Source organism: bacterium (genome assembly GCA_023150945.1).
GTDB lineage: Bacteria > Zhuqueibacterota > Zhuqueibacteria > Zhuqueibacterales > Zhuqueibacteraceae > Coneutiohabitans.
Genome location: JAKLJX010000019.1, coordinates 100,106 through 124,633, shown reverse-complemented (window position 1 = coordinate 124,633; position 24,528 = coordinate 100,106). Strand labels below are relative to the sequence as shown.

The window sequence follows — 24,528 nt, the reverse complement described above, 5'->3', positions numbered from 1 at the left end:
AGGCCTTTAAATTGTGCATGTCTACAAGATAACACAAAATATTTAATTGTAAAGCTTATTTTTTAACAAACCCTTAGCGTCTTTGCGTCTTTGCGTGAATGCTTTTAAACGAAAATTTAAAAAGTTGGAGACTTGCAAAAGTTGCATAAAACCCCTATGAATACTGGGCGAAATGCAACCTCTCCAAAAAATTTTTGCTTTTTTTACAACGATTGAACTTGTAAAAGATTAAAAACGCCGCGCTGCCGGCTGCTGTCATTTTCCCGCATCCGACCATTCAAGGAGTTGCCATGCCCAAACGCATGAAGTCTTATGAAATGATTCCTGACCGCTTCAAGCAGAAATACCTGGAATTCTACGACGAGCTTTATCACGCCGAGCACAGCGTGATCGACATAAAGACCAAGGAACTCATCGCGCTGGCGGTTTCGCTGGCCGCCGGCTGCCACGGCTGCTTCAAAGGCCACGTCACCAAAGCGGTGCGCTACGGCGCCACCCGCGAGGAAGTCGGTGAGGCGATCAGCATCGCGGTGGCCATCAATGCCGCGGCCATCGTCGACCGCACCGACATTGCCAATTTCGATTTCGACCTGGTGCAGCGGCTGTGGGAGAAGAAAGAAAACGGCGATCTCGACGCCGATGACGTCAGCTCCCCGCCGCATCTGCCTTGAAGAATTGGGCCCGGTGCCGTCCGGCAGGTGTCATCCAGCAGGGATCTCTTGAAGAATCGGGTACAGTGCCGGTATCCTCCAGTTGTCCTCCAGGAGGGATCTTTTGAATAACTTGGCACCGTGCCCAGTTCTTCAAAAGGTCCCTCCTGGATGACAGCGTGATAACAACACGACGACAGATGACAGACAGGCCGCTGTTCACCAACGCCCTGCCCTCCGGACTTTCGCCTTGCTTCTTTGGGGCTTTTCTCCTACCATTTCCGCATGCTCAACCAGCAAGAGAGGACTTTCACGGCGCGCTTCCGCAGAGTTTTGACCGCCCGCCAAAGCCTGTTGTGCGTCGGCCTCGATCCGGAAATGGAAAAACTGCCGGCCGGGTTGCCGCGCACGGCGCACGGCCTGGTGCGCTTCTGCCAGGAAATCATCGCCGCCACCGCCAGTTTTGCCGCGGCGTTCAAAATCAATTTCGCCTTCTTCGAGGCACTCGGCAATCTCGGCTGGTCGGCGCTCGCGGAAGTGGCCGCGGCGCTGCCGGCCACGGCCATTCGCATCGCGGACGCCAAACGCGGTGACATCGCCAACAGCGCGCGCCTTTATGCCCACGCCGTGTTGCAGGAATTGCCCTTTGACGCCGTTACCGTCAATCCCTACCTCGGCGAAGACGCCGCCCTGCCCTTCTTGGAAAATCCCGCCCAAGGCGCGTTCTTTCTCTGCCGCACCTCCAATCCCGGCAGCGGACTCATTCAACATTTTCCCGCAGGACCGGAGGGCAGCGCGGCCACGCCGTTGTATCTGCATGTAGCCGAACAAGTCGCGCGTTGGAATGTGAGGAACAACGCCGGCCTGGTGGTGGGCGCGACGCATCCGGCCGAGCTGTTGAAAATTCGGGAGAGATGCCCGCATTTGCCCCTGCTCATTCCGGGCGTGGGCGCGCAAGGCGGAGATTTGGAGTCAGCGGTGCGGGTGGGGGCGACGGCGGCCGGTGATCTGGCGGTGATCAACGCCAGCCGCGCGATCCTCTATGCGGATTACAGCAGGAATTTTGCTGAAGCAGCGGCGCGCCAGGCCGAGGCGCTGCGCAACCAGATGCGCGCCGGCCTGCAGGCCAAAGCCTGAGCGCCGCCGGCCGTCCGGCAGGAAGTGAGATTATTCAAAGCGGGTGAGCGTGACGTCGAGGTAACGCACTTGCTTGGCGGCCTCGCGCCATTGCACGAGAATCGGGCTTTGGTAGGTGCCCTGCACCACGCGCCCCAGGCCGGGCTGCTCGCTGTCGGAAACCAGCAGGCTGATGCTGCGCTTCATGCGCAGAAAGCGCTCCGCCGGCACGCGGATGAAGGTCGAGAGAATGCGCTCGACCACGGACTCGCTGACGCGAAAGGCATCCATCAGCTCGTTGAAGAAGTGCACGAAGTCGTACTTGGCGTAGTTGATGGTTTTGTAGGGAATGGCCCGGGGATCGAGCAGCATGTGCTTGCCCTGGCGCGCCATGAATTTGAGCGGATCGCGCAGCACCTCGGCGAGATCGTGGCGCATGAGCAGGGTTTCATATTCGTTGACGGTCAGGCCGGCGTTGCGCTCGCTGGTGTCGAGCGCGATGTCGATACGGCCCTTCTGAATGTCATAATCCCGCACCCAGGCGTTGAGCTGGTCGATCAAGCCCAGGCGGCTGTCTTTGAGATTGATGGAATCGATGGGATGTTTGGAGACGTGCACCGCAAAACTCTCGCGATGCGTCACCTGTTCTTCATTGTAGGCCAAAGCGCGGGTTTGCCGCGTGCGCGCGATGTTCTCATAAATGCCGTCGAGATCGATGAAGTAAACCGGCTGGCCCGGCCGGTTGACGTAGGTGACGCAGTTTTTCAGGCCGGAGCCGATGTAGGCGAGATGGGAATCGCCGTTCTTGGGCTCGCACTGCCGCTGTTCCTCGCTCAACTCGGCGCGCAACTGCAGTTGGTCGTGATGGTAGTCGGCGTTGGGCGGAAACAGCTTTTGAAACGCGCGCATGAAGGGATCGACGTGCTCGCGGCTGTGGTTCAAGCGGGCGCTGAAGCTTTGCTCGAAAAAGCCGGCGGTGGTGTGATAGGAGCAATACAGCATCTTGCGATACTGTGAGATGATATCTCCAAACTCGGTAATGATTCTTTTCGCCACATCGATCACATCATAGCGCGCCTGCGGGGTCAGGGCGAGGGTCACTTCCTTCGGCTGAGAAGGCATTTCAGCTCTCCGAATCACGGTTCAACGTTCACAGGAGAAATGGGAGCTTCTCGAGGTTGTTGAAAAAGGGTGGGGTTCTTTCAACAGCTCAAAAGCGACGCAATGTATAATATTACCCAGGAAATGTCAAGCTGATCTTCTGTCATGCGCTGCGCCCGGGCGCGCACGGTTGCCGGGCCTCATTCGTAACCAGCAACGGAGTCTTGTCATGGCCTATTGGCTGGTCAAATCCGAGCCGGAAAGTTTTTCCTGGGAGGATTTGAAATCTTCCCCGCGCCGGACCACCTGCTGGGAGGGCGTGCGCAACTACCAAGCCCGCAACCACCTGCGCGCGATGCAGCGGGGCGATCTGGTTCTGTTCTATCACAGCGCGGTCAAACCCCAGGTCATTACCGGCATTGCCACGGTGGTGCGGGAAGCTTATCCCGATCATTTCGCCTGGGATTCCGCCAGTCCGTATTACGATGCCAAAAGCACTCCCGAAAATCCGGCGTGGGTGATGGTGGACATTCGTTGGTGCGCGGATTTCAAAACGCCGGTATCACTCGATCAAATCAAGCGCACGCCCGGCCTGCAAGAGATGGAACTGGTGCGCAAAGGCCGGCTGTCGGTGCAAAGCGTCAAACCGGCGGAGTGGAAAACCGTGCTGCGGCTGGGTGGCCTGTCACCGGAAGATTTCACTTGCTAGTCTTCGATTTCTTGGTTAGAGTAGGGAAAATTTTTTCGTCACCAACCCGACCATCAGCGAGAACGTGATGCGCGCTCGTTTTCTTTTTCTCGGTTTTTGGCTGGCAACCACGGCCCTGGCGTTCGGCCGGGCGGACAGCACCGCCGCCGGTATTCCCCCCGCTTACTTGAACGCCCTGCGCAATGAGATCGCGTGCTATTGCGGCTGCGGCATGACCGTGCAAGGCTGTCTGGGCGGCATGATCTGCAGCGAATCGCGCGAGCTGAGCAATCAAGTCATCACCCTGGTGTCCGCCGGCAAATCCCGCGAGCAGGTGTTGCAGGCCATGGTGGACAAATACGGCGAGCGCATCCTGTCGGCACCCACCAAGAAAGGTTTCAACCTGGCGGTGTGGGTGCTGCCGTTCGTCGCGTTGCTCGGCGGCGTGGTGTTGATCGTGTGGATGGTGTCGCGTTGGCAGCGCCGTTCCCCCGCGCCGGCGGCGGCAAGCACGCCGGCAGCCAGCGCGCCTGATGAATACGGCGATCGCTTCGAGCAGGAGTTTCGCCAGTCTGGAAATTAATCACGATGGGAGCATTCATGGTTGAAGTTGTCGGTATTCTATTGATTCTGGCCACCGCACTGTTCGTCGGATATCCCCTGCTGCAAAAGTCCTCGCGCCGCCTCAGCTTCAGCGTCAATCATCAAGCGGAAGATTTGCAGGCACGCAAGGAGGAAATCTACGCCGCCATCCGCGACATTGATTTTGATTTTCGCATGGGCAAGCTGTCGCAGGAAGATCATGCTGCGCTGCGCGAGCAGTACAAGACGGAAGCGATCAACCTCATGAAGAAGCTGGACACGCTGCTGCCGGCCGCGGGCAAAGGCAGTCGCCGCGCCAAAGCCGCGGGCAGCGCGCCGGCCGGCCGGTTCTGCGCGCAATGCGGCGAGCCGGCGCCGGCAGGCGACAAGTTTTGCAGCGCCTGCGGAGCGAACCTGGCATGAGCCTGAGCGCCTCCGCCTCGGCGCCCCCGCCCGCCCTCGCGATTACCAACTTGATCAAAAGCTACGGCTCCTTTCATGCGCTGCGCGGCATTTCGTTGCAGGTGGCCGTCGGCGAATGCGTGAGCATCTTCGGGCCCAACGGCGCCGGCAAAAGCACGCTGTTGCGCATTCTCGCGGAAATCACGCGGCCGACCAGCGGCGAGATTGCCATTCATGGCCAGCCGCTGCGTGACCGGCCGTTGTCCGCCCGCCGCCAACTCGGCGTCATCGGCCACCAGACGTTTCTCTACGACGATCTCACCGCGGCGGAAAACCTGCAGTTCTTCGCCCGCCTTTATGACGTGCCCGCACGCAACGACCGCATCCCGGCCGTGCTCGCGGAAGTGGGCCTGGAGAAACGCGCCCACGATCGCGTCCGGGCATTCTCGCGCGGCATGCAGCAGCGCCTCGCCATCGCGCGCGCCATGGTGCATGAACCCAGCATCCTGTTTCTCGACGAACCCTACACCGGCCTCGATCAACACGCCGCCAGCATGCTGACGCAGTGGCTGCAAAAGCTGCGCAGCGAGCGCCGCACCATCCTGCTGGTGACCCACGATCTGCAACAGGGCCTGGCGATGGCCGATCGCGCCGTGATCTTTCTGCGCGGCCGCATCGTGTGGGAAGGCGCAACCGCCAACGTGGAGGCGCGGGCGTTTTCGGCGCTTTACTTCGAGCTGGTGGCGAAAGGAGAGCAATGAGCGCGCTGGCCAAACTGTGGGCGGTGGTGTGGAAGGATCTGCTTTCCGAGTTTCGCACCAAAGAGCTGCTTTCCTCGATGCTGATGTTCGCGCTCATCGTGGTGGTGATCTTCAGCTTCACCTTTGAAACCGGCAGCACCGCCACCCGCGAGGCCGGCCCCGGCCTGCTGTGGGTGGCCTTCACATTTGCAAGCGTGCTGGGCTTGCACCGCTCGATGATTCATGAAGTCGAGCGCGGCTCGCTGCACGGCCTGATGATCGCCCCGCTCGATCGTGGCCTGCTGTTTCTGGCCAAGGCCATCGGCAACATCATCTTCATTTTCCTGATCGAGATTCCGACCTTCGTTCTGTTCGCGATTTTTTTCAACGTCGATCTGACCGTGGGGCTGGAGAAAACCGCGCTGGTGTTTCTGCTCGGCACCATCGGCTTTGCCTCGGTGGGCACGCTGTTCAGCGCGATGTCGGTCAACACCCGCACCCGCGAGATCATGCTGCCGATTCTGTTGTTTCCCATACAAGTGCCGGTGATTCTCGCCGCGGTGCACGCCACCGCCGGCGCGCTCAACGGTCGCTCGTGGGCGGACCTGGCCGACTGGCTCAAGATTCTGATCGCCTTCGATGCCGTGTTCATCATCGTCTGTTTTGTGACCTTTGAGTACGTGCTGGAAGAATGAGCGCACGCGCTTGCTTCGGCACCGGCTCACAACCCTGTCCTCAACAAGAGGTGGATTCCTATGCCTGCTGCGGAAAAACTGCAACGGTGGGCCAACATCTTCGGCATGATCACCGCCGTGCTGATGCTGGTGAACCTCTACAACATCTTCATCATGGTTCCCACCGAAGCCAGCATGGGGGTGGTGCAACGCATCTTCTATTTTCACGCGCCCTCGGCGATCGTGGCGCTGGCGGTGGCGTTCCCGGTGACCTTCGTCTACAGCGTGCTCTATTTGTGGAAACATCGCCTGTGGCACGATCGCGTCGCCTTTTGCTCCGCTGAGATCGGCGTGCTGTTCACCACCATCGTGCTGACCACCGGCCCGATCTGGGCGCGGCCGGTGTGGAACACCTGGTGGTCATGGGACCCGCGCCTGACCACCACTTTGATTCTGTGGTTCATCTATATCGGCTACATGATGCTGCGCGTCTACACCGGCGAAGAGCAGCGCGGGGCGCGCTTCGCGGCGGTTTTCGCCATCGTCGGCTTCGTGGACGTGCCGATCGTCTATCTCGCCAACCGTTTGTGGCGCACGCTGCATCCGCAGCCGGTCATTTTCGGCGGCTCCGGCTCGGGGCTGGAGCCCAGCATGCGTTACACGTTTCTGTTCAGCATCGTGGTGTTCATCTGCTTGTTCGTTTTTCTACTGCTGCAGCGTCTGCGCCTCGAGCGCGCCCAGCTCGCCGTCAAAGAGATCAAGCAGGAGATGTCCTTCGCGGCTTCCTGAAGCGCGCCGCTGGCAATGTTCTGCAACTGCACAACGCTATGATCGCCGAACCGTGACAACGGCCGCCGGCACCTCCCTGCTCTGGCAGTTCAATTCAACGCAACGGATGCAACCATATGGCACTCGCAATGGCAATTGTTTGGTCGGGGATGGCGCTGCTGCTGCAAGCGCCGGCCTCCACCCCGGCCAGGAATCTCAACTTCCTGTTTGCCGGATTCGTCGTGGTTTGGGTGTTGATTTTGGGTTATCTCTTTTCCATCAGCCGGCGGCAGAAACGGCTGGATCAGGAAATCGCGACGCTGCGACAAATGCGCGAAGAGAAATGAACGGCGCTTTGGCGCAAGGGGAGTTCACCAGACCGGCGGGAAGCAGGGCGGCATTGGGGGCATGAGGCGGCGCGTGCAGCGGTGGGGAGATTCTTCTGTAGATCACTTCTGAGGCGAGAGCAAACAGCTTTCGCCTTTTTGTTTGCGGTCAAGCCTTGTTCAACAGGCGGCGGCGGCGCAAGACCTTCACCAGCTTGATCACGCCATAGTTGATGCTGGCATGCGCGAATCCGATGAGGGCGCCGATGAAGGCGGCTTGCACCGCGGGCTGAAAAAGGGAGTAGGGCGTGTCGAGATTCACGAAATCGCCGGTGAAGATTTTCCAGCAACACCAGAGCAAGGCCCACCAGCCGATATAGGGCCAAATGTAACGATCGTAAGGCTTCATGTGGCGGTAGCGTACCGCCCCTTCCCCGGCTGCCGGCTCTTCCACCGGTGCGCGGCCTGGCAAATCACGCTGCAGCAGCGCCTGGCAGGATTCGACGCCCAGCGCCGCGGATTTGCTGGTGGGATCGAACTGCTGGATGGCCTGGTAGGTCTGCAGCGCGGCGAGATAGTTTTTTTCGTCGAGGTGGCGCCGCGCCTGCACGAACAAATCCTTGAGCGTCTGCTCACGCTGGTTGCGCTCGAGTTCCGCCTGCAGAATTTGCAGGCCGCGTTGTGCCCGGCGATTGCCCGGTTCCAGCCGCAGAATCTCGCCGAACAGTTCCTTCGCCTTCTCGAGCTGATCCGTGCGCGCCGCCTCTTGTGCTTGCAGCAGCAAGACACGCACGAATTCCGCCAGCTCGCCTTCCGGCACCGCCGGCGCCATGCGACTCTCCGGCGGTTCGCCCGCCAGCAGAATGAAATTCTCCCGGCTGCCCAGGCGAATCGGATTCTGCACCGCGCCCAACTGCTCGGCGCAGCGCGGCACCGCCACCGCCAGGAATTGATAAAGTGCATCCCAACTCAGACGGCCGGCGACCTCGCCGCTGGCCTCGCTCTGAATCTGGCGCAGCAGGATGTAGGAAAGCAGGCCGTGCTGCAGTTCCGGGTCTTCCAGGCAGGTTTGATGCGGCATGGCCGCGGCAATCACGTAACGCTGCCGGCCCTGCGCCAGCGCCGCGAGAAAGGAATCGTCATACAAGACCGGCACGCCGCCGGTTGCCAGCGCGCGGCCGTCGCCGTCGACGTTGAAGCCGCAGTCGAGCACGATCAGCATGCGGGCCGCGGTCACGAGCTGCAGCCACTCCTCCAGTTTGTCCAGCGTGATGGCGGAGCCTTCCAGATCGTTCAACATGGCATCATGGCCGAGCAGCGCGTGCGTGGCGGGATGGGAGGCGAGGGTGGCGCCCCGCCCGGCAAAGAAGAGCCAGACGTCATCATTCTCATTCACATTGGCGCCCAGCCAGTAGATCAGTTGCGAACGGATGTCACCGGCAGTCGCCTGTGCGTCGACCAGGAGATGGACGTTTTCTTTCTTGAACAGGCCCCAGCGAGGATCAATGAGCAGATCGCGCAAGGCGGTGGCATCGTTGCGGGCGAACTGCAGCGGCGCAATTCCCGGATCACGATAATGATTGATCCCGATGATCACGGCGTATCTCTCACCAGATCCTGTGGCGAACTGAGGTGACTTGTCCATAGAAACCCTGGCAATGGGTGGCGGTGAAACCAAGGGTTCGCGAAGCGGGCCCCTCCTCGCGCCCGGCGGCCTGCCGGTTCGAGAGAACCTCCCTTCGCGGAAGTTGGGTTTTAATGTGTTTGTCTAGACACTAACGGCATCGGCGAGATTTTGCGGAAATTTTTGCCAGGGAAGATAGACGGTGGGAGAGGCGGCACGCCAAACGTGCAAAAAGAATCCCACAGCAAAACTGCGGGCTTTGCTGTGGGATTTCACTGCAGTGACTGCCGACGTTCAGAATTGCACGCCGGGCCAGGCAATTTCATCCGCGCGGCGGCCGCGGCGCGATGTTCTTGTTCATCCGGAACAGGTTTTCCGAATCCCATTTCGTCTTCACTTCGACCAGGCGTTGATAGTTGTCGCCATAAGCCGCCCGGATGCGGTCCTCGCCTTCCTCTTCCGTGAGAAAGTTGATGTAGGTGCCGCCCGTTGAGAAGCGGCGCATATCCTGCCATGCCGTGCGCGCCCAGGCCACGTTGGCGTCATCTTCCTCGGCTTTGTCCCAGGCTGCGGCAATGTTGAGCACACAAGCGGCATTGCGGTTGCCCACGGGCGAATGATCATCCGGGAGTCTGCGGATCGCGCCGTCGATCGGAAAGAAGATGATGGCCGCGTGCGGCGATTTGAAATCCTTCGCGTGCGCGATCGCGCGCGGGAAAATCTCCGCGTCGAGCTTGGACAGATACTCGGATTTCCAGTAATACCGCCGGCCCTTGGGCTGGGTGGCATCCAGCAGACTTTGCTGCGCCACATAAGGCCGCCGCTGCACAATATCGCCCACTGGCGCGCCAAACGCTTTGATTGCGGCCACCACCTTCTCCCCCTCTGCAATCGGTCCGGAATAACACACGAACAAGGCCACGATGGGCCGGCCGTGAATTTCCTTCGGCAACCAGGGAGCCGGCGGTGCCAGGCGCAAGGCCGCCGCGCAAGTGAGTTCCGGCGGCGCCTGTTGCGTGAGGGCATGATACATCTGCAGCACTTCGGCAGCGTCTTCACCACGCCAGGCAATTCCGCCGGCAATGACCTCCGGGCCGATCGCATGGAGTTGGTATTCGAAATTCGTCACAATGCCGAAATTGCCGCCGCCGCCGCGCAATCCCCAAAACAAATCGGCATTCTCCTTCTCGTCCGCCCGCACCACTTGCCCGCCGGCAGTGACCATTTCCACACTCAGCAGGTTGTCCGTGGTCCAGCCGAAGCGGCGGGTGAGATACCCGAAACCGCCGCCCAGGGTGTAGCCCGCAATGCCCGTGTTCGAAACGAAGCCCATCACCGTTGCCAGGCCGTGGATCTGTGTCTCGCGATCGACATCGCCCAACAAGCAACCGGCTTGGGCGCGGGCCCTGCGGGCGGCGGGATCCACCCACACGCCGCGCATGAGGGAAAGATCGATCATGAGTCCGCCGTCCGTAACCGCAAGTCCCGAAATGTTGTGGCCGCCGCCGCGGATCGAAAAGGGCAGCCGGTGCTCGCGGACAAAATTCACGCACGCCTGCACGTCGGCCACGCCGAGACAACGCGCGATCAGCGCCGGCCGCCGGTCGATCATTGCATTCCAAATGGAACGCGTTTCCTCGTAAGCGGACTCAGTGGGGAAAATGAGAGGACCGCGCAGGCGGGACTTGAAATCGTCGATGACGTTTTGTTTCAGCTTGAGGTCTGGCATTGCTTCTCCTTGGGATTGTGGTTCACCGCTGCGCACGCTTCTCCTGCTCGTGAATGCTCCGCAAACACCGGGCTTGCTTCACCAGAAAGTAGGAGAGGGTGCGTCGAATAGACGCACGCGTCTGAGCCTGCCCTCACTGCCGGCTGATCTCGATGCGGAAGGCGGCACCGGCAGAAAGGGAATGTGAACACCAAAGGTCGCGCGGTCGTGTCTGGACAGCGGCGGGGAATATACGCAGGCATATGCCAGTTGTTCCAGCGCGCTTGCAACTTGGGGTGTCTCTCCAGGCACGACGCGAGTGGGGGAATCTCCGGCGAGGTCAAAATCTTGGCCGCAGGCGGCGTTGGTATGCGGTTACCATCATTTCCCATGCCCGCCCAGATGAAGCTTGGCGCCGCGGGCGCCGACCTGCAGTCGGAGCACGCGACCGCCGCGAATCTGCATCGCATAAAGAGATTGATGATCGAATGCGCCCCGGCCAAACGCAATGCTCGCCAAACCGGGCAGCTCGTCTACCAGCAATTCGCCTTTGCCGGATTGCGGCGTAATGCGCCAAAGCTGGCCGGCGCGTGCCGCAGCCAGGTAGATTCGCCCCTCCCCATCCACCGCCAAACCGTCCGGCCCCGATTCTCCACCGGTGCGAAAAATCACTTCCGGTGATGCTGCCGGCCGGCAGTTGCGCAACGGCAAGCGCCAGACTTCATCACTGAAGTCCTGAAAACGCGCCGGCGCCGGCAAATCAGGCGCGCGGCGGAAAATGCGCGCCACGTAGAGCACGCCGGCGTCAGGGCTGAGCGCGAGGCCGTTGGGAAACGGAATCGCCTCGGTAAACACACTCACTGTGCCTGCTGGTGTGACCTGGTAGATGAAGTGCGTGAAGTCGTCGGAAACGAGAAACGAACGGTCGGGCAGCACGACGATTGCGTTGGGATCACCGATGCCGCTTGCCACGGTCGTGGTGTCGCCCTCCGGCGTGAGGCGATACACGACGCCGTCATGATTGGGGCCATGTTGCGGGAACACCAGCGGGCCAAAATCCGCCTTGAGCAGATCACGTTCGCCGATGGGTGCCATGCCCAAATTCGAAGTGAACTCTGCCAGCTTGCGGGCTTCGCCCTCGGGCGTGATTTCCCACACGGCGCGGTTGGCGCCGACAAACAGGCGGCCCTCGCCATTGAAACACAATCCCTCACCGGCGTTGAAGCGATTCTCAATCAGTACCTCGACCGGCACCCGCTGGCCGGCGGCCGGGCTTGCCAGCGCAATGGCCAGGGCCAGCCGGAGTGCGAGGCCGGAGTGAATCGGATGGCGGCAGCGTATCGATGGCTTCAGGTCCAACACTATTTCCCTCTCGGTTACACATTGTGTGCGCGCTTGCAGCATGAGACGCGGGGCAGCGTATTCCGTTCAACTCGTCCGAACGCCGGCGCGGGAATCAACGGCAACTCTTCTCGCTCATTCTTCCCAGACCGCCACCGCGCGCACCGGCGAGCCGGTTCCACCGCGAATTTTGAGTGGCAACGCAATGAAGCGAAAACGGCCGCGGCCGATGAGCTGATGCAAGTTGATCATGTTCTCATAATGCGTGAAACCCATTTCGCCGCAAATATGATGAACCTGCTGGTTGGAAACATGGCGCACGCCCGGCGCAGCCGGTTCCACACCGAACGCGGCAATTTTGTGTTGCCCCAGCCAGCGCGCGGCTTCCGTGCTCAGGCCCGGTCCGTGGTGCCAATCATCGGTGCCGAAGGCGCGGCGATAGTGATCGGTGTAGAGCAGCACGGTATCGCCCGGTTTGATCGCAAGCGCCGCGGCGGCCAGCGCCCGTTCGAGATCCTCCGGCGTGATCAGCTCGCGCAGACGTTTGTACGACAAATCCAGGCAGAGGCCTGCGGTGTAAAACAGCGTGAGCGGCATCGTGTCGATGGATTGCCCACGATACTGCCGGGCCATGTGATTGAAGGCATCGACGTGCGTACCGGTGTGTTCGCCCAGTTCGAGGCGATTCACCGCGGGTGAGACGATTTCGTTTCCTGCGAGGCCGTCCCACTCTTCGTGCGAAACGTGCATGGTGATCTTGACTGCCGGCAGGCCGGGAAACACCGGCATGTCCGAAAAGATTTCCTGACTCAAATCAACGATCTCCAGCATGCTTTTCACTCCGGTTGGTTTGGTGGACAAAAGGCGGCGGGCGGCAAGCTCGATAAGCGCATGCACTCCTGCTGTCATCCGGCAAGGATTTGGTGAATGGTTGTAGCAAGAGAGACGCGGGGGAGAAACCACGGCCTTGCCGCCTCTCGCGGCGGGGTCGCGAGAGGCGGATTCGCCGGCAAGGGCCGGCGTGCCGGGCAACGCTGCAAGAGGCGCTGGCGATCAGGGGGCTTGCGCAGGCCATGGTACCGGGCCGGCGTAGCGCAGCAAGTCACGCCGTTTTTCTGAGCCACAGGCTGCCGCCGGCATTCTTCAGAGCGAGCGGCATCTTTTCCCGGAGCCTCTCATGATGCCGTACCGCCATGTACGAATTGAAGTAGACGATCTCAAAGGCGGTGTTGAACTGCAGAAAGGAATGGAGAAAATATGCTTCATTCCAGGCATGTCCGCCGAACACCCATTCTTCCGGATATTCAAACGGCCAAAAAATGTCGTGGAAGTGCACCACCACGCCGGCGCGCAGGCGCGGCAAAACTTGGCTGAGAAGATGCCGGACATCATTTCCGATCTTGACGACGTGGGAAGAGTCCACAAAGAGAACGTCACCGGCCGCGAGTGCAGCGAATGTTGCCAGATTTACTTTTTGCACCGGCATTTGCAGCACCGAGCACCGGTGCAAATCCTGCTGCCGCAACAACGCCAGCAGCCGTTCCGGATGCGGCTCGATGAAGGTAAACTGCGTCTTGCCGCCGAGAAAGCGCTCGTCAATATCCAGCATGGCCGCCGAGGAAAATCCCGAACCCACCTCCACGACTCGCTGCGGCCGGAGGCGGCGCAGCATGGCATACAACACCACCGCATCGCCATATGAGAAATAACGATTCTCATAGTGGTAGCGAAACAAAGGGTCGGGCGAGGCCGGGAATGGGAGTTCATCGTAGAAGACCGCCAGCTCATCGAGCACTTCTTGCTGCTGTGCCTCGCGGAGGTCGACACCGGGGCATTCGGTGGCGGTGCGGTCGAAGAGAGCACGCCGTTGGCGGCGCAGCCATTTGACGTCGGGCAAAGGTGAATAGAAGTGGCCGGCAGAAAAATGCTGCACAAACGGCGACATCGTTGATTGGGCGGCGTTGGCGAGCCGCATCGCCAAACGGGCAATAGCCTTCATTCCAGGAATCCTCCTGAGTGCGTCCTGCATGTTGTCCTCATAGAATTGTTGCGTCTTCCAAGCTGTTGCTGCAACCACGGCCGCTCCCCCCGGCACCTGGTCAGTTGCATTGAAATAGAGAGGCGCCAAAGTGCCGGCACGGCTCGGGGAGAAATCGCGACGGGCTCCAGCGTCCACGACTTCTCCCGCCGGAATCGTTCCTAGGCCCCGTAGAGATCGAAAGCAGTATAATCCCTGAAATCCCAAAACGGGATTGCCCCTTCCTGCCTGACTTTCTCAATGACTTTCAGCAAAGCATCCTTGATCGCCTCCGTGAGATTCACCTCTTGGTCGCGATCGAGTATTTCGATGACAATAACTCTGCGCTCGTCGCGCGTGGCCTGCGGATTGAAACTCTTCTGCTTGTGTTGAAACTGGCCCAGGCTGAGGCTGTACAACGCCGGCACATTGTTGAATTCTTCGCGAAAGATGATCTGCAGCCTTTCGGCGCGGCCTTTGGCGCGGGATTCTTCTTCTCCCCTTTCGCCCTCGGAGGAGGCCGTGCCGACGCAAACAATGCCGAACTTGGCGTTGCTGATGTTCAATTTTTTCACGTGAGCTCGCGGATCAATGGGAGGCGAGTAGGCTTCCACCACATCCGAACGTGCAAAGACCCAGCGGTATTCCTGCGTCAGCGTGTTGATTCTCACCCGCACCCGCCGGCCGGCCGCGTCCCGGCCCTCTCCTTCATTGCTTTTCCACGCGCTGTCACATTCCTTTTCAGGAAGCCAGTTGTGCGACCGGGCGATGGCACTCCATTCCGAGGCTTTCAACTGCTCCAAGCGCGACTGCGCTGCCTGCACTTCCTGTTGAAGCTGTTGGATCGCTTCCCGGGCTTGCACCAGCTCGTCTTGTTTGGTGGCGTTGCCCGCCTCCGGCTTGGTCCCCGGGAAGGGATTCTCGCTTTTCCATTTGATGAATTCTTCGGCGGTCGGACCCGTGCGCATGAAGCTGGTCAATTCTTCCAAGTACGCTGCCTGTTCCTTGGTGTAGCCGTCGCGATGGATGGCCAGGCATCGCAAGTAGCTGCTGATTCTGGAATCCGTCACCGCCTTGCTTGCCAGGGAAATGACTTCGGGATTGGTTTTGAGGTTGATGTCGCCGGTGACGATTTTGCCGAATTTCGATTGCGCGAATTCGGCGTCAATGCCCGCGGCGGTGAACACCGAGGGTGGCGGTTCCTGGCAGCCAAATTGATCCGTTTCACCAGTAACCCGGGCCGCTTTGGGGCCGCAACTGTTCAATACCCATAGGCAAAGCGCGATACCCAAAATCCACGAGATCTTCTTCAGCATGTCACATTCCTCCCAACAATCTTTGTTAATGTCAAAAGCTAAATGGAATGATCTGCTCGCTTGACACTGCTTCCGGCTGCACTTGCCGCGGAGTGTTTCGGCGTCGCCAATGCAAATACGCCGGTGGTAAGCACCAGCCGCAAACGGCTTGCGTTTCTTGCCAGAACTGGTCGTGTTGTTTGAATGGGGGATCATTGACTTGCCCCGCAGGCACCCGAAGCGCCGGCATGACCAAACTCCTCCTGTTCTGCCGGCCTCTCGCTTGGTTGCACGCAGCAGCCCCTCAAGCCAAGTGGCGGCAGTTTGCGAAAACAGGGCCTCTTTGTCAAGAAGATTCTGATGGAATTTTCAGAGCGCGGCTCGGCTGCTCTCCAATCGCGTCGTGCCCTAGCGCCTATTGCTCGCCGGTCAAGTGCAGGACGGTGGAAAACGTATCAGGAGAATTCACTGTAGCAAGACCGGCCAAGCCTGAAACAACGGCCCGCCGAATCAAACCAAAGAAAACCAGCCGAATGCGGTGTGACCATCAAAAAGAACTCCCACTGCCGGCCTTTTTTCGTTTCCAAGGAGTTGCCGCTCTTTCCAGGAGGGTCTCCTTGATGCTGCTCTCGTGCTGCGCGACGCGATGCGGACAAGATCCGGTGTACGTGTTTGCATTGGATTCATTCTGAAATGCAGATATCTGCTGCCGGCCTGCGCGAGAGGCCCGCTGCCATCATGGCCGCGTTGATCGAGGTACGGAGTCACCTGGACGATTTCAGTCCGTCTGATTTCGCAAACACATGGGCACGTCACTTGCTGTAGATGCGCAGGAGGGGCGAAAGCATGCAGCAAGTCTGGCGGTTCCAGCCTCGCCCCGAGCAGTGAGTTCCCGGACCGCATTCCGACAGCAAGAGTGGCGGGCAGTGATTCACCCGCCGCGCTTTCCGCAGTCTCTGCGGCTCAACGCTAGTATTGCCTTTGAGTTTTGCCAGGCAAGGCAGCAGGTGCCGGCTCCCGCCCCCAACGCGGAAATGGCCCGGTCTATCGCACGGTTGCGATCACATGACAAATTTCCTTGAACCTTGCCGGGCGCTGACAATGAAACGAAGCCTCCTTGCAGTTCTTGGCGTGAGCGCAGCATTCTGGGTGAACGCAGCAACAGCAATATCTCCTTCCGATTCAAAACAAACCAAACCGGAACCAGCGCACGTGGCCGCCTTGCGGCGCGAGCTGGGCCTGTCCGACCATCTCCAACTCGAATGGCGCACCAGCAGCAGCGGCATGGATACCCTGCGGGTGGTGGACAATTTCAACCGCAGCGAGGTCGGGCCGGATTGGGCCTACGATCCGCAATACTGGCAGATTGTCGACGGTGAGTTGTGGCTCACACCGGCCGCGATCTACGAATGGCGCTACCTGGCGGTGTTCAAGCCGGTATTCAACCAACCCGGGCGCACCATCACTTCGGTCTCCTACCGCTGGGGCAAAAACGCCGATGCCCTGGGCATTCGCGAAGGGGCGCACGCGCTCATGCTCGATGACGCCTCTTCCGATGCCAGCGGCTATTGGCTGTGGCATCGCAACAACTGGAATCAAGTCTGGTTGTGGATCATCAAGAACGGCACGTGGGAATACTATCCCCGCCAGGGCAAATCCGTGGATCAGCAGCCCGCCCATGCCAATCCGGTGGCCGGCGACGTGGTCACCGCCTACATTCGCCAGCAGCCGGAAGCAGTGTACTTCGATTACTACGTCAACAACGATTGGGACGCCACGCTGGAAGACCGCAGCAAGGAATTTCCCAAGGACAACTATTGGTATGCCGGCGTTTTCATTCACGGCGAGCAATTGAACAACCAGGTCGATGACTTCACCATCACCTGGGTGCAGAGCGATGCGATTCCGCCCGGCGAGGTGAAGGACTTGCGCGCGATCGACAGCACGATGAATTCCGTGACGCTGCAATGGACCGCCACCGGCGACAATGAGAACGCCGGTCGCGCCAACAGCCTGGAGATTCGTTATGCCACCTGGCCGATTGCCGCCTACAATTTCAACACCGCCACGCTGGTGCCCAATCCGCCGGCGCCGCTGGCCGCCGGCCTGACCCAGACATTCACGGTAACCGGCTTGCAGCCGCAGACGCCGTATTATTTCGCGCTGCGCGTGTTCGATGAAGCTGGCAATGGCAGCGGCATGTCCAACGTGGTCGAAGCGGCGACCGTCCGCAACGCCGTGGCGCAGCAGTTGAGTCTGGTGAGCGGTTGCGGTCAAACTGGCGAAGTGGGCTTGGCGCTGGCGCAGCCGCTGGTGGCGCTGGTGAGGGATCAATATGGCAAGCCGTTCAAGAATCATCCCGTGCAGTTTGTGGTGGTGAGCGGCGCCGGCACGTTCAATGGCGTCAATCAAGTCACCGTTGCGACGGACAGTACCGGCAAAGCGGCCGCCCGGCTGACGCTGGGCACCACGCCGGGCGAGGTGCAGGTCGAGATGCGCGCGCCCGGGCTGACCGGCTCGCCGATCTCCTGCCTCGCGAGCGCACATTCCGGCAAACCCGCAACGCTGGCCAGGCTGAGCGAAAGAGAGCAACTGGTGCCGGTCAATTCTCCGGCCGCGCCGCTGACCGTGAAAGTCAGTGATCGTTTCAACAATCCGCTCACGCAACAGCCGGTCACTTTCCGGATTGTCAACGGCAGCGGCCATTTTGCGCACGGGCAGCTTCCGCTCGAACAGACAGTGCTCTCCGACAGCCTGGCGCAAGCGGGCACGGCTTTGATCGCGGGCGACGTCTATGGCGATACCATCCGCGTACTGGTGCGGCCGGACAGCGCCGTGAGCGACACTGTGCGGGCCGAGTTCATCGTGATCACCGCGCCGCCGGACACGATGGCAGTCGTGAGCGGCAACGGGCAAAGCGCGGCCATTGCCACACCGCTGCCGCAACCGCTGGTGGTGCAACTTTGGGATGCCGCGGGCGCTCCGTTGCGCGATTATCCGGTACTTTTCAAAGTCGTGGAGGGTAATGGTTCCCTGGCAAGCTGGCAACCCAGCCAGGAAGTCGTCACGGACAGCGCAGGGCTTGCTGCGGTGAAGTGGACGCTGGGCACCGCTGCCGGTCAGCAGCGCGTGACTGCAACCGCGGGATTCCGCGGCCGGCCCCTGCCGCCGGCGCCGCTGCATTTCGTCGCCACGGCGATCACCGGCGCAGTGAGTCCATTGCGTTCGAAAATCACGCTGGTCAACGGAACCGTCGTACCGGCAGACAGTCAATCTGCCGCGCACATTCAGATCACCCTGCAGGACGATTTCGGCAATCCCGCTGCGGGCAAACTGGTGGCGATCAGCGCCACGGGCGAGAACAACTTCATCATTCAACCCAAAACACCCACCGACAGCTTGGGCGTTGCCATCGCGGAGTTACGCTCGACCAAAGCGCAGCGCAAGGCCGTCAAGGCGCGGGTGATGTCTGACGATCTCGCTTTGCATGACAGCCTGCTGGTTCGCTTCGTGGCGCTGCCGGCAACCCGGATCGAGATTGCCGGCGGCAATCAACAAACCGGCCGGGTGAATCAGTTGCTGGCGCTGCCGGTGATGGCGCGGATCAGTGACCAGTTCGGTAATTTGGTGAATGCGGGCCGGGTGAAATTCACTGTTGTCGCCGGCGGCGGCAGCGTGGCCGGCAACAGCAGCGTGTCTTCCGACAGCAATGGTGTGGTGCAGGCGCAATGGCGCTTGGGCCCGCAGCCCGGCCTCAACCGCCTGACCGCAAGTTTGGATTCGCTGCCGCGCGCCAGCGTGGAGTTCATTGCGCAAGCCAGGGATTCCACCACCGGCGTGGCGGAAAATCCAGTTGTCGTGCCGGAGCAATTCACTTTGTATCAGAATTCGCCGAATCCATTCAATCCTGAAACCGTGATTCAATTCGCGCTGCCGCAGGCGGCGCAGGTGGAACTGCAGCTTTATGATTTGACCGGCCGGCAAATCCGCGTGCTGTTGGCCGAAACCCTGCCGGCAGGACGGCATCGCGCGCGGTGGAACGGCCGCGACCACGCCGGCCAGCCGCTGCCCTCCGGCGTTTATTTCTATGTGTTGCGCGCCCGGCTGCAGAATTCCGGCGAGGAAATGATCGCCACCCGCAAGCTGGCGCTGATCCGGTAGCGTGCAGGCGCAAGCTCTTGCTTGTTCAATTTAACTGGTAATCGCGACGGGCCGGCCGGTTTTCAGGCGCCGGCCCTTTTTTTTGGTGTCATCCAGAAATGAAAAAAACCGCCCGGGCGGTGGTGTTGTGGGAGGGACGCTTTTTAGAAGGAGATGCTGAAGGTGAGCGCAGCCGCCTCAGCGGCGAACTGCACGCGGGTGTGAACCGCACTGCTTTTCTCCGGCGGGGTGACGCGCAAGATCAGCGCATCGAGGCAGGAGGCCCCCCACACGACTCCAAGACCGAGCGCCAGATTGTTGCGTAGCAGATGATAACGATTGAGGGTGTGATAGCGCGCCTGCACCTCTGCGGCCCCGGCCCGCAGGTAACGCTCTTCGGCGCGTTCCCGCAAGACATGGGCGGTGAGCGTGGCGCCGGCCAGCGTGGCCGCAGAGATCAGGAAAACCTGGCCGCGTGTTTTCTGTCCCTTGAAACGTTGCCCCCAGCCCGGCAGCACCAGCGAACGCCAGGCGGCAGCCACCCGCTGATCCGGAATCATCAGGTAGCGTGTTTCCAGGCGCACGGGTGCTTCGGTCTGCGGCATTTGACTGCGGATTTGTTCGAAGCGATGCTGCAGCGCCGGCGAGAAGAAAATCGGATCGAGCTGAATCGTACGCGAGAGCTGCAGGGCCGAGCGGAAATGGGCGTCAACGGCAGCGGCCTCATTGCGCCGGTAAGCGAGCAGGCCGCGCAGCGCATGAATCTCCGCGAGCTGGGCGGGCGCGAAATCTTGAAAATGGGCAATGGCGCTGTCCGCCAACGCCGTGGCAAGCTGAAACTCGCCACGTTGCAACGCCCGCTTGATTTCGGCGCTGCGCTCGACGTTGGCGCTTTGCGGCCACAACCTCACGCACCAGCATGCGGAGAGCACGAGCAGAAGCATCACAGAATGGTGAAACAAACGGGACACGAGGTTTCCTGCATTAACTGAGGGTTGCAATCGACAAGAACAGCAACATGGCCAGCCACGCGGCCACCAACAGAACCAAACTTTCCCAGACGCGGGCACCTTGCCGGCCGGGTACGCGGCGCAGCGTGCGGTAATACACTCCCCAGCCCACGAGCAGCAGCAACAATTCCAGGCCGTGGGCCGCCATCGGCGAGAAGGCCTGCAGCCCAAGCCCCAGTTGGGTGGCCGGGCCGAAATTCGCCAGCGGCAAATCGGCGTGATGCACGAGCCAGTCCAGCGGCCAGTGGGAGAGCACGCCCAGGCTCAGGGGCAGGGCCCAATGCCGCTGCGCGCGCGCGCCAATGAACAGCAGGAACACAACCAGAGAGTAAAATCCCATCCAAAAAAGGGAATGCGAATAGGGGACGTGATCGAATTGCACATAGTGCAGGCCGCCGGCCGGGATCAAACGGCTGTGCTCTTCCCCCAGCCAGGACAGCACCAGCCAAATCCAATCCAACAGTTGCACCGCGAGCAGAATCAACACCATCGGCACGCGCTGAAACCGGGCCTTGATCAACAGCCCAACGGCAAAATGGCCAATGAACATCACTCCTCCCCGCGGCCGGCAGATTTCCCCTCCCGCCACCACCAGCCCAGACTCACGAGCAGCAACAGCGTCGCATAGAAAATCAAGAACTCTTGCACCGTCATTCTCCTCCCGCCGTCAAGCACGTCTTAACGTTTTTGTTTGAGCGCAGCCAGCCGCTGTTGCGAGGCCTGCACCCATTCCGGCTTGATGGGGAATTTCTCGATCACCTGCCGGTAGAGGCGGCGCGCTTTTTCATACTCGCGCAGCCGTTCGCAGGCCTGCGCGGCAGCAATCACGCCTTGCGCCGCCCACTCCGGATAGTCGCCATAAACCGGCTGCAACGCCAGAAATTCTTCCACCGCCTGCCGGTCATTCTGCTCCTGGACGTAACTCTGCCCAAGCTCGAATTGCGCTTCGGCCGCGACTTCAGAGTCAGACAGCTCGCGCGCGGCGCGCAAATGCGTGCGCGCCAGCTCTTCACGATCTTCGGCCAGCGCCAGCTTGCCCAGGCCCAAGAGCGCCAGCGCCTGCACATTCGATTCCGGGTGGGATTGCCGCATGGCGGCAAAGCGGGCGCGGGCCTGGTCGAATTGGCGCAAAGCGATTTGCATCAAGCCGCCGCGATAGTTGGCGCGCACGGCCAGCGAGTGCAGCGGATGCATCAATCGCAATTGTTCGTAGGCAATCAACGCGCGCTCGGAATCGCCGGCTTTTTCCAACAGTCCGGCGGCGCGGAACAGCGCTTCGGCGCTGTAGAACGAAGTGGGATGCGTCTGCGCCTGCTCGAAGTAAGCCGCAATGGCCTGATCGAAATCACCGCTTTGTTCAAAGCAGGAACCGGTTTTGAACCAGGCCTGTTGCGCTGCCGGCGTGGCGGGGCAATCACGCGTGATTTGCCGCAATGCCGCCACCGCACACTCGGTGTGGCGCAATTGCGCACACAACTCCGCCTTCTGCAGCAGAAGCTCCGCAACGTCAGCGGGATCGTCGAAACGGCCGAGGTATTTGTCGACGACCTCGATCGCCTCGGCGCTGCGGCCCTGTTGCGCCAACGCCCATTCCATGCCGGTAACCGCCTCGTCCAGCCGCTCGCTGTTGGGATAGTTGTCGAGCAGCGCCTGATAGGCGGCGCGTGCGTGTTCATATTGCTGCAGCCGGAAATAGCATTCCCCCAGCGCGAACTGCGCCTCCGCGGCATGTTCGCTGTCGCTGAAATGGATCAGCACCGCGCTGAAAGCGCCGAGCGCCTGCTCATAATCCTGCAAATGAAACCAGGCGCGGCCAGTCATGAGCTGGGCGGCGGCCGCGAGCCTGGCTTGCGGATGAAGTTGCACGACGTCCGTGAAACTCGCGATGGCCGGCCGAAGTTGATCGCGCTTGTACTGGCACATGCCGATTTGAAAGTGCGCCTCGGCTTCCTGGCTGGGCAACGGCTGGAGATTGAGCGCCGCGCGATATTGCTGAATCGCCAGTTCGAAGCGCCGTTGTGCAGCGTAAGCGTCGCCGGCGCGCAACAGCGCCGCAATGCGGTCGGACGAGTCCGCGCTGAGTTCCGCAGCGCGACTGAAAAGCGCGGCGGCCTCCGGCATTTCATTGCGTTCCAGTGCCGCCCAACCCTTGCCATAATAGGCCTGACCCGCGTGTCCGGTCTGCGGCCACTGTTGCAGCAATTCTTCGTAATGCTGCTCAGCCTGGGCGGACCAACCGGCTTTGTAGCTGGCTTCGGCTAGCCAGAATTGCGCCTCAGCGGCCAATTCCGGCGCGGGATTCAGCGCGAGCAGTTGTTGAAATCCGGCCGCGGCCTGCTCAAATTTCCCCTGCTGGAATTGCGCCTGCGCCATTTGATAACGGGCGCGCGCGGCCGCGGGATCATCAAGATGGGATTGCAGCGCCGCAGCATAAGCCTGTTCGGCGAGAACATACTCCCCGAGGCCCAGGCGGCACTCCGCGAGCATGAAGGAGGCCGCCGCGGCGTTTGCGCTTTGCGGAAACCGGTCGAGCAGATCCTGAAAATGTCCGGCGGCGGCTTGGTAACGTGCCGCGCGAAATTCCAGCGTGCCCAGTCCATAGCATGCCGCCGCAGACTCTGCCTCGGTTGCGCCATTCTGCCGCACCTGCAGGAAGCGCGCGCGCGCTTGCGCCGTGTCACCCGCCGCGACCGCAACGCGGCCGCTTTCGAGCATGGCGGCATTGCGCAAGCGGTGTTCGGGGAACTCGCGCAGCAGCCGCTCGAAAGCCCGGCCGGCAGCCTCATGCTCTTTACGTGCCAGATGCGCCAGTCCGAGGGCGTGCAGGGCCTCGGCGGCCAGCTCGCCGTTCGGATATTCCTTCAACAGACGGGCATAAGCGGCGAGCGCTGCTTCATACTCTTGATGCTGCAAATAGGCTTCGCCCAGCAAAAATACGGCGCGCTGGTGCAGCGGATGCTCGGGATATTGTGCCAGCGCGCGGGTGAGCGTGCTCACCGCCAATTGCCATTTCCCCAGTAGAAATTCCGCAAACCCGCCACGGTACCACGCGGTTGGTGCGAGCGGGCTGTCGGGATGCAGATCCTTCACCGCGCGATAGACCGTCAGTGCGCGTTCGTACTGTTTGAGCTGCATGCAGGCTTCCGCCAGCAGAAAACGCGCGGGCGCTGCTTCCGGGCTGTCCGGATGCTGCTGCACGAAGGTCTCGAGCTGCTCGGCGGCGGATTGATACGCGCCGCGCTCATGGAGACGCTGCGCCGCGAGAAATTCTTGGTATTCGGGAGCACTGCGCACGGGCACCGTCACAGGGGTTTGGGAGAAAACAACCGGGGCGGCAACCAACAACAGCAGGCGGGTGCAACGGGGAAACAGCTTTGGCATGGCCATGATCATTCCGTAGTACAGAGTCCTCACATCTGCCATTTGAAAAAAGATAGTGAATATGAATCTATATTGCCAAGACTAATTTCGGCCCACCGCAAGCGGCCGCCACTTTGCGATTGCCCTTTGGGTTGGAATTGCCTTATTTGGGCGCATGCCGGGAGGCGTCAGCATTCACCGGTTCACGCAGCAGAAGAAAGAGAGAAGAGGCTGAGCATGACTGAAAAAGTTGCCTTCATTGCCGGTGGCAGCCGCGGCATCGGTCGCGCGCTGGGCTTGGCGCTCGCCGAGGCCGGCTGGGATATTGCGCTGTGCCACCGCAAAAGTCCGGCAGCGGCCGGCAGCGCGGCCGCCGCGATTGCCGCCGCGGGCCGCCGCGTCATCAGCCGGCAGTGCGATGTCTCCGATCCCGAGGCGGCCACTGCGTTCGTGCGGGAGGTGGAAGACAAGTGGGGCCGGATCGATGCGCTGCTCAATTGCGCCGGCGCCTTCCACCGTGTGCCGTTGTTCGAGGAAACCCTCGCCGGCTGGCATGAAATGTTCGATCACAATCTGCATCCGGTGTTCTATCTCAGCCGGTTGGTGGCGCCCGGCATGCAGCGCCGGCGCTGGGGCCGCATAGTCAATTTCAGCATCGTGCATGCCGATCAACTGGCGAGCTCGCCCAATTTGACCGCGCATTACATCGCCAAAGTCGGCGTGCTCATTCTCACCCGCACGCTTGCCAGGCTGCTCGCGCCTGACGGCATTACGGTGAATGCCATCTCGCCGGCATTCATCGACTCCGGCACGGCCCTGCCCGCCGAGTTGGAAAAGACGATGCAGGGAATTCCAGCGGGGCACGCCGGTTCAGTGGCGGATGTTGTGGCCGCGGTCAAATTTCTGCTCTCCCCCGAAGCCGGCTACGTGACCGGCACCAACCTTCACCTGAGCGGCGGCTGGGGAATTTGAGTTGCGCACAGCCG

The 24,528-nt window shown here is 60.8% G+C and carries 21 protein-coding genes; 11 read left to right on the top strand and 10 right to left on the bottom strand.

The annotated features are described in order from the left end of the window. Window positions 1-290: 290 nt before the first annotated feature. Both L6R21_21485 and pyrF read left to right on the top strand, forming a co-directional pair. On the top strand, window positions 291-671 hold the full coding sequence (locus tag L6R21_21485; GenBank protein MCK6561779.1) for a carboxymuconolactone decarboxylase family protein: 381 nt from the start codon (window positions 291-293) through the stop codon (window positions 669-671). A 264-nt stretch (window positions 672-935) separates the two neighbouring features. Beyond that, a complete protein-coding gene (pyrF, locus tag L6R21_21480; GenBank protein MCK6561778.1) occupies window positions 936-1,787 on the top strand; it encodes an orotidine-5'-phosphate decarboxylase in 852 nt (283 codons plus the stop codon). A 30-nt stretch (window positions 1,788-1,817) separates the two neighbouring features. On the opposite strand, the gene L6R21_21475 is transcribed toward pyrF, so the two are convergent. Further along, window positions 1,818-2,888, bottom strand: a complete 1,071-nt coding sequence (locus tag L6R21_21475) for a hypothetical protein (protein MCK6561777.1) — start codon at window positions 2,886-2,888, stop codon at window positions 1,818-1,820. Window positions 2,889-3,096: 208 nt separating this feature from the next. Between L6R21_21475 and L6R21_21470 the strand changes: the two genes are divergently transcribed. The 7 genes from L6R21_21470 (at window position 3,097) to L6R21_21440 (ending at window position 7,068) form a co-directional block, all read left to right on the top strand. Next, window positions 3,097-3,576 carry an EVE domain-containing protein gene (locus L6R21_21470; GenBank protein ID MCK6561776.1) on the top strand — a complete coding sequence of 160 codons (480 nt, stop codon included), beginning with the start codon at window positions 3,097-3,099 and terminating at the stop codon, window positions 3,574-3,576. Between the two features lie 67 nt (window positions 3,577-3,643). Next, on the top strand, window positions 3,644-4,138 hold the full coding sequence (locus L6R21_21465) for a cytochrome c-type biogenesis protein CcmH (GenBank protein MCK6561775.1): 495 nt from the start codon (window positions 3,644-3,646) through the stop codon (window positions 4,136-4,138). Between the two features lie 17 nt (window positions 4,139-4,155). Further along, the gene (locus L6R21_21460; GenBank protein MCK6561774.1) at window positions 4,156-4,560 is read left to right on the top strand and encodes a zinc ribbon domain-containing protein; all 405 of its coding nucleotides are present in this window, start codon (window positions 4,156-4,158) and stop codon (window positions 4,558-4,560) included. Next, window positions 4,557-5,300 (top strand): heme ABC exporter ATP-binding protein CcmA, encoded by a 744-nt coding sequence (gene ccmA, locus L6R21_21455; GenBank protein MCK6561773.1) that lies wholly within the window; start codon window positions 4,557-4,559, stop codon window positions 5,298-5,300. Before L6R21_21460 ends, ccmA begins: the two co-directional genes overlap by 4 nt. After that, window positions 5,297-5,974 (top strand): heme exporter protein CcmB, encoded by a 678-nt coding sequence (locus L6R21_21450; protein ID MCK6561772.1) that lies wholly within the window; start codon window positions 5,297-5,299, stop codon window positions 5,972-5,974. Before ccmA ends, L6R21_21450 begins: the two co-directional genes overlap by 4 nt. Window positions 5,975-6,034: 60 nt before the next feature. Continuing rightward, window positions 6,035-6,742, top strand: coding sequence for a cytochrome c biogenesis protein CcsA (gene ccsA / locus L6R21_21445; protein MCK6561771.1), 708 nt, complete (start codon window positions 6,035-6,037; stop codon window positions 6,740-6,742). A gap of 116 nt (window positions 6,743-6,858) precedes the next feature. Further along, complete coding sequence (locus L6R21_21440; GenBank protein MCK6561770.1) at window positions 6,859-7,068, top strand: CcmD family protein; 210 nt, start codon at window positions 6,859-6,861, stop codon at window positions 7,066-7,068. A gap of 148 nt (window positions 7,069-7,216) precedes the next feature. Here L6R21_21440 and L6R21_21435 read toward each other — a convergent pair whose 3' ends face one another. The 6 genes from L6R21_21435 to L6R21_21410 form a co-directional block, all read right to left on the bottom strand. Then, window positions 7,217-8,644 carry a caspase family protein gene (locus L6R21_21435; protein ID MCK6561769.1) on the bottom strand — a complete coding sequence of 476 codons (1,428 nt, stop codon included), beginning with the start codon at window positions 8,642-8,644 and terminating at the stop codon, window positions 7,217-7,219. A gap of 349 nt (window positions 8,645-8,993) precedes the next feature. Next, window positions 8,994-10,400 (bottom strand): FAD-binding oxidoreductase, encoded by a 1,407-nt coding sequence (locus tag L6R21_21430; protein ID MCK6561768.1) that lies wholly within the window; start codon window positions 10,398-10,400, stop codon window positions 8,994-8,996. A gap of 360 nt (window positions 10,401-10,760) precedes the next feature. Next, window positions 10,761-11,738, bottom strand: coding sequence for an SMP-30/gluconolactonase/LRE family protein (locus L6R21_21425; protein ID MCK6561767.1), 978 nt, complete (start codon window positions 11,736-11,738; stop codon window positions 10,761-10,763). A 117-nt stretch (window positions 11,739-11,855) separates the two neighbouring features. Continuing rightward, entirely contained in the window at window positions 11,856-12,551 is a 696-nt protein-coding gene (locus tag L6R21_21420) for a cyclase family protein (protein MCK6561766.1), read from the bottom strand. Between the two features lie 271 nt (window positions 12,552-12,822). Next, a complete protein-coding gene (locus L6R21_21415) occupies window positions 12,823-13,719 on the bottom strand; it encodes a class I SAM-dependent methyltransferase (protein MCK6561765.1) in 897 nt (298 codons plus the stop codon). A gap of 200 nt (window positions 13,720-13,919) precedes the next feature. Next, the gene (locus tag L6R21_21410; protein ID MCK6561764.1) at window positions 13,920-15,053 is read right to left on the bottom strand and encodes a hypothetical protein; all 1,134 of its coding nucleotides are present in this window, start codon (window positions 15,051-15,053) and stop codon (window positions 13,920-13,922) included. Between the two features lie 1,191 nt (window positions 15,054-16,244). Between L6R21_21410 and L6R21_21405 the strand changes: the two genes are divergently transcribed. Further along, window positions 16,245-19,193, top strand: coding sequence for an Ig-like domain-containing protein (locus L6R21_21405; GenBank protein MCK6561763.1), 2,949 nt, complete (start codon window positions 16,245-16,247; stop codon window positions 19,191-19,193). A gap of 143 nt (window positions 19,194-19,336) precedes the next feature. On the opposite strand, the gene L6R21_21400 is transcribed toward L6R21_21405, so the two are convergent. The 3 genes from L6R21_21400 to L6R21_21390 all read right to left on the bottom strand — a co-directional run bounded on the left by L6R21_21400 (window position 19,337) and on the right by L6R21_21390 (window position 23,569). Then, window positions 19,337-20,143, bottom strand: coding sequence for a hypothetical protein (locus tag L6R21_21400; protein MCK6561762.1), 807 nt, complete (start codon window positions 20,141-20,143; stop codon window positions 19,337-19,339). 13 nt (window positions 20,144-20,156) lie between these two features. Then, entirely contained in the window at window positions 20,157-20,732 is a 576-nt protein-coding gene (locus tag L6R21_21395) for a hypothetical protein (GenBank protein ID MCK6561761.1), read from the bottom strand. A 128-nt stretch (window positions 20,733-20,860) separates the two neighbouring features. Then, window positions 20,861-23,569, bottom strand: coding sequence for a tetratricopeptide repeat protein (locus L6R21_21390; protein ID MCK6561760.1), 2,709 nt, complete (start codon window positions 23,567-23,569; stop codon window positions 20,861-20,863). 210 nt (window positions 23,570-23,779) lie between these two features. On the opposite strand from L6R21_21390, the gene L6R21_21385 reads away from it, so the two are divergent. Next, window positions 23,780-24,514, top strand: a complete 735-nt coding sequence (locus tag L6R21_21385) for an SDR family oxidoreductase (GenBank protein ID MCK6561759.1) — start codon at window positions 23,780-23,782, stop codon at window positions 24,512-24,514. Window positions 24,515-24,528 lie beyond the last annotated feature (14 nt).